The sequence below is a fragment of the Streptomyces sp. NPDC018947 genome, from assembly GCF_044390505.1.
GTDB lineage: Bacteria > Actinomycetota > Actinomycetes > Streptomycetales > Streptomycetaceae > Streptomyces.
On the sequence record NZ_JBIRZD010000022.1, the window covers coordinates 1 to 11,981 of the forward strand.

An 11,981-nucleotide genomic window follows, 5' to 3' on the forward strand; every position below is an offset into this window, starting at 1 on the left:
GCCTCCCTGCCCTACGCGTCGTCCCTGTGCGGCGCCTGCTACGAGGTCTGCCCCGTCGCCATCGACATCCCCGAAGTCCTCGTACACCTGCGGGAGAGGGTCGCGGACCAGGGAGGCAAGAGGCACCGGCTGGAGAGGGCCGCGATGAGGACGGCGACATGGCTCCTCGATCACCCGGCCGCCCTCGCCGCCGGCGAACGGCTCGCGTCCGGGACGCGCAAGCTGCATCCCAAGCGGCTCCCCGGCCCGGGGGCGCGCGCGTGGACCAACAGCCGGGACCTGCCGGAGCTGCCCGCCGAACCGTTCCGTGACTGGTGGAAGAAGAACCACGCATGACCCCTCCCCCCTCCTCCCGCGACCGCGTCCTCGGCCGAGTGCGCAGGGCCCTCGCGGACGCGCCCGAAGCACCCGAGGCCGCGCGCGACTACCTGGTGAGCCACACCCCGGACGACCCGGCCGCGGTGCTCGACCTCCTCCACGAGAACCTCGCCGACTACCGCGCGGGCGTGCACCGCACCACCCGGCAGGGCCTCGCGGAACTGATCGGCGAACTCCTCGCGGGACACGGTGCGCGCAGCGTCGTCGTGCCGCCCGGCCTTCCCGGTGCCTGGCTGGCCGGCTCGGACGCCCGGCAGCGCTTCGACGACGTCCCCCTGACTCCCGAGGAGCTCGACTCCGCCGATGCCGTGGTCACCGGCTGCGCCCTGGCCGTCGCGGAGACCGGCACCGTCGTGCTCGACGCCGGCCCGGGGCAGGGCCGCCGTGCCCTCACCCTGGTTCCCGACGTGCACGTCTGCGTCGTCGACGCCCGCACCCAGGTGGTCGCCTCCCTCCCGCAGGCCCTGCCCCGCCTCGACCCCACCCGGCCGAGCACCTGGATCTCCGGCCCGTCCGCCACGAGCGACATCGAGCTGGACCGGGTGGAGGGCGTGCACGGGCCCCGGGCCCTGGAGGTCGTGCTGGTGGTGGACTGACGGCCGGCCGCCCGGACGTTCACCGGCGCTGCCCGTGGGGGACGGTGATCACCGTGCAGCGCGCATGGTGCAGAACGCCCTGGCTCACGGAGCCCAGCCGCAGGCCGCGGAAGCCGCCGCGCCCCCGGGTGCCGACGACCAGACCCAGGGCGTGGTCCGACGCCTCGGTCAGCACCTGCACCGGGTGTCCTTCGACCACCTCGTGGTGCAGCTCCACCTCCGGGTGGGCGGCGGTGCGCCCGGCCGTCGTCTCGGCGAGGACCCGTCGGCATTCCTGAAGCGTCGCCTGCTCGTCCAGGACGCCGAGCAGGGGGGCGTGCCATACGTACAGCGCGCGCAGGTTCGCGCCGAGTGTCCCCGCTTCCTCGAAGGCGAAGTCGACGGCGGCAGCCGAGTCGGGGCTGCCGTCGACACCGACGACGAGGCCGGGCGGCCGCGTGCCCTCGGACTCGCGCACGACGACGACCGGGCAGGCGGCGTGGGCGGTCAGAGGAAGAGCGACCGCGGCGGAGGTGAACGACTCCCGCGCCCCGCCCGGACGCCGGGAGCCGATCACGACCAGCGCAGCGTGATGCGACTGCTCGGCCAGGACCCATGCGGGACGCCCCTCGGCCAGCACCGCGGAGATCTCCACGGCGGGCTGGCGCTCCTCGGCGAAGGCGAGCGCGCCGTCGAGGACCTCGGCCCCGGCCCTGTGCAGCTCCTTCGGCCACTGCTCCCACGAGGGCCGGCCGCCCTCGGGCCGGTAGCCGGGGAGCGGAACACCCTGCGCGTACACCAGTGTCAGGGGGCGCCGGCGGCGTCGGGCCTCGTCGGCGGCCCAGGCGAGTGCCGTCCGCTTGTCCGGATCGGGATCGACGCCGACCACGATCGGCTTCGGCTTCAAGTCCGTGCGCATCGTCAGCACCTCACTCCGGACGCTCTGCCCGGACGTGCCGGGAGGGTCGTCCCCGTACGACGGCCACGGGGCTGTGCGCGTGGTGGAGGACGGCCTGGCTGACCGATCCGAGCAGCAGTCCCGTGAATCCACCGCGCCCCCGGGAGCCGACCACCGTCAGGCGAGCGGTGCGGCTCGCCTCGATCAGCGCCGGACGCGCCGGCCCGTGCACCGTCCTGCGCTCCACCTTCACATCGGGGTAGGTGTCACCCGTGCCCGCGAGGCTCTCGGCCAGGAGCCGCTCCTCCTCCGCGGCCAGCACACCGGGCCCGTACGCATAGGGCTCGGAGGCATCCGCGGGAGGCGGCAGGGGGGCGTTCCACGCGGTCCAGGCGTGCAGGGCGACGAGACGGACGCGCTGTGCCGCGGCCTCCTCGAAGGCGAACCGCACGGCTGCCGTCCCCGCGGGCGAACCGTCCAGGCCGAGCACGACCGGGCCGACCGGTGCCTCCGGCTCCCGGACGACCAGCACGGGGCATCGGGCATGGGCTGCCAGCCCGCCCGCCGTGGACCCGAGCAGCGTTCCCGCGAACTCGCTCAGGCCGCGGTGCCCGACGACGATCAGGTCGGCCGACCGGGACTCCGCCGTCAGGACGGTGAGCGGTTCCCCCGGACGGACCAGCCCCGAGACCTCGATGCCGGGTGCCGTCGTCCGTGCCATGAGCACTGCCTCGTCCACCACCGCGTCCGCCTCCCGGCGGAAGTGCTCCCTGACCGCTCTCGGCAGGACGGAGTCCAGCGGCAGGTGCCCCGGCCGGGCCAGGGCGTGCACCACCCGTAGCGCGGTCTTCCGCAGCTCGGCCTCGCGGGCCGCCCACGCGACGGCGTCGAGGGAAGGCGCGGAACCGTCCGTCCCGACGACCATGAAGCCGCTCATCCCCGCTCCTCTCGGCCGACGGATTCTCCACCGCCCGGACCGGCTGCCGTCGTCCCGGTCGTCCCGGCTCCGCCGCCTGCCCGCCCCCATCGGGAACCGATCTCCCGCCCTGCGTTCGCCCCGCCGGTACGGCGCCACCGGTCGAGTACCACCGGCGCTCCGAAGTACCCGGCGGATGCCGCGACGACGACGGCGAGGGACGAGGCCGCGCGTCCCCGGGACGGTCGGGGCCGTCCGGCAGCGCGCGACCGCGGCGCGACGGCGTCGCACGGTGCCGGCCGGGCGGTCTGCCCGACCGCGCGGAACCGAGCTCCCTGGCCGGCCGGTTGAGGAGGGGCGGCGTGCCCGGACCGTCCGCACGGCCGCCGTCGCTGTCGGTGCTCTGTGCCATGATGCGCACGCGTCCCCGGGGACTGGGGCGCGGGCTACGGATCGCCAGGGGGTCGGGGATGGGCTCGAGTACGGAGCCGGACGGTTCGTCCAGGTCGGACGAGGAGTGGGAGCGGTTTCTGCGCGAGTCGGTGACGGGCGCCGCCGACGCACCCAAGGAGCCGTCGGCGCGAGCCCGCCAAGTGGCGAACCGGCTGCGCGCGGAGCCCGGCCGCGGCCAGGAGGGCTGGCGCAGCTGCACGCCCGCGCGGCCCAGGCGGCGCACGGGCTGGTACGTGGTCGGGATGCTGGCCGCGCTCGCGCTGCTGGTGGTGGCGCTCGCGCCGGGGCGGGTGGCGGACCTGTTCGCCGACGACGACTCCCCGTCGGCCGCGGCCGACAGCGCACGCCCGGCCCAGGCGTCGCCGACGGACGCGGCCCGGCGACCCACGAGGGAGGAGCCGTTCCGCGGCTCGCCGGCGGCGAGCTGGGCGAGCGGAGCGGAGGGGATCACCGTTCCGAAGGCAGGGGCGGTCGGCTGGATGAGCGAGGCCGAGGTCGAGCGGGCCCTCGCCCGCAGCCGGGACTTCCTCGTCGCGTCCGGCCTGGACCGCGGGGTGCTGCGGGGCGAGCGCCCCGAGAAGGCGATCGCGCTGATCAACCCGCACCAGAAGGACGTCCAGGACCTTTTGGACACGGCCTTGCGAACGCCGAGCGAGAAGAGCGACCCCCTCCTCCTCTTCAGCCGCTTCGAGCCCTCCCGCACCGAGCTGGTCGGCGACGTCGTGAAGACCCGGGGCCGGCTCACCTACCGGGAGGGCGAGCGCGGCGCGCTCCAGGTCACGGCCGACGTCACCTTCGTCTACCCGGTCACCCGCGCGGACGCGGGCGGCGACGACGAGATCGTGCGCACGATCGTCCGGCGCGAGCTGGTCCTGAGCTGGGACGACCCCGACAAGGTGATCACCGAGCCGGGCACGTTCTCGATCGTCTCGTACAAGTACGACGTGACCAACGGCGGTTGCGGCGCCTCCACGGGCTACTTCGTGCCGCCCTTCGGCACGGACCGCCGGGCGGACGACGCCGGCACGGAGATCGATCCGTACGACCGCAGTGTGCCGGTCGCGCGGGACGGGCCCTCGGGGGACGAGTGCAGGAGGGCTACGCGGTCCTAGCGGGCGTTGCCCGGTGGCGGCCGTTCCCCGGCCCGCAGACGGGCGCCCCGCCCCTGTCGGCGGCATCGCCCGTGCCGGCGCGGTGGAAAGGACCGGGCCGGCCGACGCCGCCCGCTCCCGGAGTCCTTCCTTCCGTAGGCGGGGCCCGCATGCGCCACGCAGGCGGATGAGGTACTCCTCGAAGGGAGCGCACCCATCGGCACAGTGGAGGCTGCCTGTGATGCCATCAGCCGTCACCGTGGGCCGCGACGGTCCGCCCGCGAGTCCCGCCGTCGCCGGGTGGGCTGCCGACGAGGCCGCACGGCGGCACCTCTCCCCGCCGCTTCGCGCACGCTGCCCCGTTGCCCTGGCGCCTCATGACTGAACGGGGGCGCAACGAGGATCCGGTCCACTCGCCGCACCCGCCCGGACCCGCCGGCCTGGGTGGGCACGTACCGAAGCGTGCGGAGGTCTGCGAGACGCACACGGCGATGATCTTCTTCGCGGGGGACCGCGTGTACAAGCTCAAGAAGCCGGTGGATCTCGGGTTCCTGGACTACACCTCGTCGACGGCTCGCCGTGCGGCGTGCGAGCGCGAGATCATGCTCAACCGGCGGTTCGCACCGGATGTGTACACGGGGCTGGGAGAGCTGCGCACCCCGGGTGAGGAAGAAGCCGAGCCGCTCGTGGTGATGCGCCGCATGCCCGCCGATCGCCGCCTCTCGCATCTGGTCGGCACAGCCGCGCCGGTCGACGATGCCCTGCGGGCCGTCGCCAGGCAGCTCGCCGCGTGGCACGCCACCGCGCCGCGCGACCCCGCCGTCGCGGAACAGGGAACGCGGGACGCCCTGGCCTCGCGCTGGGAGGCCAGTTTCGAGCAGGTCGACGCCATGGCCGCCGAGGGCACCGAGGTCCAGGGGCGGGCGGAGGTCGTGCGGCTGGTCCGTCGCTATCTCGCGGGCCGCGAACCGTTGTTCGACGCCCGTATCGAGCAGGGGCGGGTGATCGACGGGCACGGAGACCTCCTCGCCGACGACATCTTCTGCCTCGACGACGGACCGCGGATCCTGGACTGCCTGGAGTTCGACGACCGTCTGCGGTACGTCGACGGTCTCGATGACGCCGCGTTCCTCGCCATGGACCTCGAGCGGCTCGGTGCGCCCGAGTCCGCGGACTTCTTCCTGGCGCAGTACCGGCAGTACTCCGGCGACCCCGCGCCGCCCTCGCTGTGGCACCACTATGTCGCCTACCGCGCCTTCGTCCGTGCCAAGGTCTCCATGATCCAGGCCCGGCAGGGAGCGTCCGGCGCGCAGGTGGCGGCACAACGGTTCGTCTCCCTCGCGCTGCGCCACCTGCGGGCCTCGGCCGTCCGGCTGACGCTCGTCGGCGGCCTGCCCGGCACCGGAAAGTCCACGCTGTCCGGCGCACTCGCCGACCGTCTCGGCGCCGTACTGCTCAGCAGCGACCGCCTGCGCAAGGAAATGGCTGGGCTCCCCCCGGAACAGCCTGCCGCCGCCGGATACGGCGAGGGCCTGTACACGCCCGAACGGACGGCCAGGACCTACACCGGACTGCTCGATCGGGCGGCGGCTCTCCTGGCCGAGGGCGAGTCCGTGGTTCTGGACGCCACGTGGATCGACTCGGCCCAGCGCGAGGGAGCACTGCGTACGGCGGAACGCGCCGGCGCCGACCTCGTGGCCCTGCGCTGCCACGTACCGGGGGACCTCGCGGCGGCCCGCCTGAGCACACGCGCCCCCGGCGCGTCCGACGCGGGCCCCGCCGTTGCCGCCGCCATGGCCGCCGAGGAGCAGCCATGGCCCGAGGCGGTCGCCGTCGACACCAGCGGCCCACTGGAGTTCGCGGTCGCCCAGGCACTGGCGGCGGTCCGGCCGTGGGGCGCGGACCGGGCGAAGGTCTTCCGCCGCCCCTACATGGAGCCGGACTGAGGCAGGACGTCGCGCACACCGCCGGCCCGGTGAAGCCGGACCCGTGGCGTGAGGCGTCCCGCCACCCGGTGGCGGTCCGGAGGGTGAGTGCGCACGATGTCCTTGAATGCCGCCGCGTCCACGGTGGCCCGGACGACGGCCCGAAGCCGCGCCACCCGGGTCTGGAGGTGCCGACCGCATCATGGCCGCCCACGAGCCCGCCCGTTGTCCGCCGTCGACGACCCCGCCGACGCGCCGCCGCGCGCAGCGGTCACGTCCCCCGTCCTCAACCCGGGCACCGGAGGGTGAGTGCCATGAGAAGGCCCGTCGTCGTCGGGGTGGACGGTTCCGAGGCCAGTCTCCGGGCCGCGGAGTGGGCGGCCGACGAGGCCGCGCTGTGCGAACTGCCCTTGCGTATCGTGTACGCCACGCTCTGGGAGCGGTACGAGGGCACGGACCTCGCCGAGGACCTGGGGGAGCCGCCGGACGGCGTACGCGGCCACGACATCGTCAACGCCGCCGCGCGGCGGGCCGAACGCCGCCGGCCGGACCTGAGGGTGACCACCGACGTGCTGCCGGAGGAGGCGGCGCACGCCCTCGTGCGGGAGGGGCGCAGGGCCTCCCTGCTCGTCGTCGGCACCCGCGGACGCGGCGGCCTCGCCGAGTTCCTGCTCGGCTCGGTCAGCCTGGCCGTCGCCGGGCACGCAGACTGCCCGGTCGTCGTGCTCCGCGGCAGCCACGACAACCAGGCCACGCGCGCGGTCCGAGGGCGGGTCGTCGTGGGCGTCGGCGAAGGCGCCGACGACACGGCCGTGGTCCGGTTCGCCGCCGAGGAGGCCCGGCGGCGCGGGGTCCCGCTGGCAGCGGTGCGCGCCTGGCGGGTCCCCGCGCACGAGCCCGCCGAAAGCACACCGGTGACCGGCGGGCCGGCCCGGACGTACGAGCGGCGGGCGGCCGAGGCCCTCGACGCCGCGCTGGCCGATGTCCCGCCCGAGGTGCAGGTCCACCGCCACACGGTGGAGGGACACGCCCGGGGGGTCCTGGAAGCCGCGTCCCGCGAGGCCGACCTCCTGGTCGTGGGCACGCGGCGCCACCGTGGTCAGTACGGACTCCAGCTCGGCCGCGTCACGCTCGCGGTACTTCACCATGCGGCCTGCCCCGTGGCCGTCGTCCGGCACACGTGACGCTTCGGTACGGCAGGGCGCTCGTGCGGCGTCGTCACGCCGCGGACCTCGAAGGAGACGGGATGGAAACGGCAAGGAACAGGAAGGTACTGGTCGCCTACGGGACGACGAACGGATCGACCGCCCGGATCGCGCAGGACGTCGCCGCCGTGCTCCGCAAGGAGGGGACGACCGTCGACGCGGTGCCCGCGGGATCCGTCGCCGACGTGACCCCCTACGACGCCGTGATCGTCGGCGGAGCCCTGTACGCGGGACGCTGGCACAAGGACAGCCGGCGTTTCGTCCGGCGGCACCGGCACGCGCTGGCCCGGCGTCCCCTGTGGTTGTTCAGCAGCGGGCCGCTGGACCCGTCGGCCTCCGAACGGGACATCCCCCCGGTGCCCGGGGTGCGGCGCGTCATGGCGCGCCTCGACGCCCAGGAGCACGTGACCTTCGGCGGCTGCCTGGAGGAGGGCGCCAAGGGGTTCGTGGCCCGGATGATCCTGCGCAACGGAAAGGGGGGCGACTTCCGTGACTTCCCCGCCATCGAGCGATGGGCGGCGCGGGTCGCCGGCGAGATCAAGGCCCCGGCCGGGAGCTGACCCTCGTGCTCGCCCGGCGGCTCCGGGCGGGCCTGACGAAGCGTGCCCGAGGACGCGGTACGGCCGCCGGGCGGCCGTACCGCGGCATCGACCGATCGGCTGATGCCGCTTCGAGCGTGACGGCCGATGTGGTGACGCCGGTCCCCGGGCGATGCTCGCCCCATGATCCTGGCGAGTACGAGCGCGAAGGCCCGCGGGCCTGTCATAGAGGTCAGTGACCTGCGGAAGTCCTACGGTGGGCGGACCGTCGTCGACGGTGTCTCCTTCGCCGTGGAGGAGGGGGAGATCTTCGGAATCCTCGGCCCGAACGGTGCCGGCAAGACCACCACCGTGGAATGCGTCGAGGGCCTGCGCGTGCCCGACTCGGGCCGCATCCGTGTCGCGGGGCTCGACCCGGTCGCCGAGCGCGAGGCGCTGACGCGTGTCCTCGGTGCCCAGCTCCAGGAGAGCGAACTGCAGCCCAGACTCACCGTGCGCGAGGCGCTGGAGCTGTACGCCGCCCTGTACCCGAGCCCCGCCGACTGGCGGCCGCTCGCCGAACGCCTGGGGCTCACCGGGCAGCTCGCCACCCGGTTCGCCAGGCTCAGCGGCGGTCAGAAGCAGCGCTTGTTCATCGCCCTCGCGCTGATCGGGAACCCGAGGATCGTCGTGCTCGACGAGCTGACGACCGGACTCGACCCGCGCGCCCGTCGCGACACCTGGCAGCTCATCGAGGACGTCCGCGCACGCGGCGTCACCGTCCTCCTGGTCACGCACTTCATGGAGGAGGCGCAGCGCCTGTGCGACCGGATCGCTCTGATCGACGACGGGCGCATCGCCGCACTCGACACACCTCGTGGGCTGACAAGCCGCGCGGCGGGCGCGACCGTCATCTCGTTCACACCGTCGGCGCCGCTCGACGACGGGGAACTGGCCGCATTGCCCGCGCTCGCGTCCGTCGAGCACAAGGACGGCCGGATCACGCTCGGCGGAACCGACGAGACCGTCAACGCCGTCATCTCGCTGCTCGTCCGGCACCGCATCACCGCGTACCAGCTCCGCGTCACCGACGCCACGCTGGACGACGCCTTCCTCGACCTCACGACGACCTGATGCCCCCCTCAACGACCACGGGACACCCCGACGGGAGCCGCACCGTGACCGCCACCCCGACCACCGCCACCCGCGCCGCCACACCCCGTGGCGCGGTCCTGCGAGCCGAGGCCCGGCTCTTTCTCCGCGAGCCCGGCAACCTCTTCTGGATCCTGGGGTTCCCGCCCCTGCTGCTGGCGATCCTCGGCTGCGTCCCGCCGTTCCGGAAGGCCGACGACGACCTCGGCGGCATTCGGCTCATCGACACCTACGTACCCGTGACCGTGCTGGTCGCCCTCATCGTGGCGGGAATCCAGGCGATGCCACCCGTCGTCACGGGTTACCGCGAGCGGGGCATCCTGCGCCGGATGTCGGCGACACCGGTACGTCCCTCCTCCCTGCTGTCCGCGCAGATGGCCCTGCACGGCGCCGCGGCCCTGGTGTCGGCGCTGCTGTCGCTGGCGGTGGGACGGCTCGCCTTCGGCGTACGGCTGCCGGACCAGCCGTTCGGATACGCCCTGGCGCTGGTGCTCGCCGTCGCCGCGGCCCTGGCCACGGGAGCGCTCGTCGCAGCGCTGTCCCGCACCGCGAAGATCGCGACCGCGGTGGGTTCCGCGGTGTTCTTCCCGATGATGTTCTGCGCGGGGGTGTGGGTGCCCGTGCAGGCCATGCCGGACGTCCTCGCCGGCGCCGTCGCTCTCACCCCCTTCGGAGCGGCTGCCCGCGCCCTCGGCCGGGCAGCGGCGGGCGACTGGCCCGCATGGGCCCACCTGGGCATCCTCGCCGCGTGGGCGGTCGGCCTCACCGCCGCGGCCGCACGCTGGTTCCGGTGGGAGTAGGAACGGCGCGGTGCAGACTGGGGGGATGACGGTGGCGGACACGGACATCGAGCGGCGATGGGAACTGTTCCGGCGCCGGGGACCGTACGGGCTGCTCGGCATCGCCACCATCCTGTCGGCGGCCGCCGGCGAACTGACGCCGAGCACGTCCGAACGGAAAGCGGCCGCGCTGCTGGTGATCGCGGCGCTGGTGCTTCAGCTCTGCTGGGGCCGGGCCGGCCGGACGCGCACGGGGCCGACGCCCGCCGGGGCGGTGTACTACACCGTGCGCTGGGCGATCGGCTTCGCGCTCACCTGGCTGAACCCGTTCTTCGCGTTCTACGCGGTCACCGGATACTTCGACGCCGACAAGCTGCTTCCCGGGCCGAAACGCCGGGTGCGGATCGGGCCGTTCGCCTGCTCCGTGGTCGTGGCGGGTTCGCAGGCCGGCGGGATGCCGTTCCGGAGCACGGCGCAATGGGCGGTGTTCGCCGGGCTGTTGCTGGCCAACAATGTGCTGCTCACGGTGGTCGGCAACCTTTCCGCACAGGAGGAGGAACGGTCCCGCGCCCGGGCCGCCGCCATCTCGGAACTCGAACGCACCAACGCCGCCCTCCAGCAGGCCCTCGACGAGAACGTTGCTCTCCACGCCCAACTCCTGGTCCAGGCACGGGAAGCGGGAATCGCCGACGAACGCAGGCGGCTCGCCGCGGAGATCCACGACACCATCGCGCAGGGCCTGACCGGCATCATCGCCCAGCTCCAGGCCGTCGTGAGCACGCCCGACCCGGCGGTCGCCCACGAGCACGTGAACCGTGCCGCCGACCTGGCCCGCCACAGTCTGGGCGAGGCCCGCCGGTCGGTGCGCAATCTCGCACCCGTGGCCCTGGACCACGACGGGCTGCCCGAAGCATTGCGGAAGTCGGTCGACCAGTGGGCCGAACGAACCGGAACGGGCGTCGAGTTCACGCTCACCGGCACGGTGGAGGACCTGCACGCGGAGGTCTCGGCGACGCTGCTGCGCATCACGCAGGAGGCCCTGGCGAACGCCTCGCGGCACGCGTCCGCCTCCCGCGTCGGCGTCACCCTCAGCTTCATGGGCGACGAGGTCACCTTGGACGTGTGCGACGACGGCCGGGGTTTCGACCCGTCGGCACCGCCCCGGCGCACCGGCACCGGTGGGTTCGGTCTCGACGGCATGCGCGCCCGCGCCGAGCGGATCGCGGGCTCGCTCACCGTCGAGTCCGAACCTGGCTACGGCACGGCGGTGTCGGCTCGCGTACCGTTGGTGCGCCATGACCGATGAGGTGAGCGAGGACATGACCGAGCACGCCGTGATCTCCCTCCTGGTCGTCGACGACCATCCCGTGGTACGGGACGGTCTGCGCGGCATGTTCGAGTCCGCGCCCGGCTTCGCCGTGCTCGGCGAGGCGTCCAACGGCGTGGACGCGGTCGCGCTGGCCGCTGAACTCGATCCCGACGTGGTCCTGATGGACCTGCGCATGCCCGGCGGCGGCGGGGTCGAGGCCATCGCCGAACTGACGCGCCGCCGCGCTCGGGCGAAGGTCCTCGTCCTGACCACCTACGACACGGATTCCGACACCCTTCCCGCGATCGAGGCGGGGGCGACGGGCTACCTGCTGAAGGACGCCCCGCGCGACGAGTTGTTCACGGCGGTGCGCGCGGCCGCGGAAGGCCGTACGGTCCTGTCCCCGGCCGTGGCCTCCCGCCTGGTCTGCGCGGTCCGCGCCCCCGGCAACGAACCGCCGTCCGCCCGGGAACGCGAGGTGCTGGCCCTGGTCGCCAAGGGCACCACCAACCGCGAGATCGCCCGCGAACTCTTCATCAGCGAGGCCACGGTGAAGACCCATCTCACCCACCTGTACGCCAAGTTGGGCGTCAGTGACCGTGCGGCGGCGGTGGCGAAGGGATACGAGCGGGGAATCCTGGGTTAGGGGCGGAGACCGGGCCGATCGGGCAACGCACGGTCGAAATCGCGACAGGGGCACGGGCGGCACCGGAAAGGGGCTGCGGGAATATTCCGGGGGAACGTTCACGGGGGTCGCCGATAAATTGGTGAGTGAAGCCGGA

12 protein-coding genes are annotated in these 11,981 nt (G+C 73.9%); 10 read left to right on the plus strand and 2 right to left on the minus strand.

The features are described 5' to 3' along the window. A partial coding sequence (locus ACH499_RS31525) for a lactate utilisation protein LutB domain-containing protein (RefSeq protein WP_399020164.1) occupies positions 1-336 on the plus strand: 336 nt, incomplete at its 5' end. Next, on the plus strand, positions 333-974 hold the full coding sequence (locus ACH499_RS31530) for a lactate utilization protein C (RefSeq protein ID WP_399020166.1): 642 nt from the start codon (positions 333-335) through the stop codon (positions 972-974). The genes ACH499_RS31525 and ACH499_RS31530, both read left to right, overlap by 4 nt. Positions 975-993: 19 nt before the next feature. Here the strand turns inward: ACH499_RS31530 and ACH499_RS31535 are convergent, their stop codons facing one another. Together ACH499_RS31535 and ACH499_RS31540 are read right to left on the minus strand one after the other, a co-directional pair. Next, on the minus strand, positions 994-1,872 hold the full coding sequence (locus tag ACH499_RS31535; RefSeq protein ID WP_399020167.1) for a universal stress protein: 879 nt from the start codon (positions 1,870-1,872) through the stop codon (positions 994-996). Positions 1,873-1,882: 10 nt separating this feature from the next. Further along, positions 1,883-2,788, minus strand: a complete 906-nt coding sequence (locus tag ACH499_RS31540; protein WP_399020169.1) for a universal stress protein — start codon at positions 2,786-2,788, stop codon at positions 1,883-1,885. A 449-nt stretch (positions 2,789-3,237) separates the two neighbouring features. On the opposite strand from ACH499_RS31540, the gene ACH499_RS31545 reads away from it, so the two are divergent. The 8 genes from ACH499_RS31545 to ACH499_RS31580 all read left to right on the plus strand — a co-directional run bounded on the left by ACH499_RS31545 (position 3,238) and on the right by ACH499_RS31580 (position 11,845). Then, on the plus strand, positions 3,238-4,332 hold the full coding sequence (locus tag ACH499_RS31545; protein ID WP_399020171.1) for a hypothetical protein: 1,095 nt from the start codon (positions 3,238-3,240) through the stop codon (positions 4,330-4,332). Between the two features lie 470 nt (positions 4,333-4,802). Beyond that, positions 4,803-6,257 carry an AAA family ATPase gene (locus tag ACH499_RS31550; protein ID WP_399020292.1) on the plus strand — a complete coding sequence of 485 codons (1,455 nt, stop codon included), beginning with the start codon at positions 4,803-4,805 and terminating at the stop codon, positions 6,255-6,257. A 293-nt stretch (positions 6,258-6,550) separates the two neighbouring features. Continuing rightward, positions 6,551-7,420 carry a universal stress protein gene (locus tag ACH499_RS31555; RefSeq protein ID WP_399020173.1) on the plus strand — a complete coding sequence of 290 codons (870 nt, stop codon included), beginning with the start codon at positions 6,551-6,553 and terminating at the stop codon, positions 7,418-7,420. 62 nt (positions 7,421-7,482) lie between these two features. Next, positions 7,483-8,001 (plus strand): flavodoxin domain-containing protein, encoded by a 519-nt coding sequence (locus ACH499_RS31560; RefSeq protein ID WP_356207148.1) that lies wholly within the window; start codon positions 7,483-7,485, stop codon positions 7,999-8,001. Between the two features lie 162 nt (positions 8,002-8,163). Then, a complete protein-coding gene (locus ACH499_RS31565) occupies positions 8,164-9,093 on the plus strand; it encodes an ABC transporter ATP-binding protein (RefSeq protein ID WP_399020175.1) in 930 nt (309 codons plus the stop codon). Next, positions 9,093-9,911: an ABC transporter permease gene (locus ACH499_RS31570; RefSeq protein ID WP_399020177.1), complete on the plus strand. Its 819-nt coding sequence runs from the start codon at positions 9,093-9,095 to the stop codon at positions 9,909-9,911. Before ACH499_RS31565 ends, ACH499_RS31570 begins: the two co-directional genes overlap by 1 nt. Positions 9,912-9,936: 25 nt before the next feature. Then, positions 9,937-11,196: a sensor histidine kinase gene (locus tag ACH499_RS31575; protein WP_399020179.1), complete on the plus strand. Its 1,260-nt coding sequence runs from the start codon at positions 9,937-9,939 to the stop codon at positions 11,194-11,196. A gap of 13 nt (positions 11,197-11,209) precedes the next feature. After that, the gene (locus ACH499_RS31580; protein WP_356207164.1) at positions 11,210-11,845 is read left to right on the plus strand and encodes a response regulator transcription factor; all 636 of its coding nucleotides are present in this window, start codon (positions 11,210-11,212) and stop codon (positions 11,843-11,845) included. Positions 11,846-11,981: the final 136 nt, after the last annotated feature.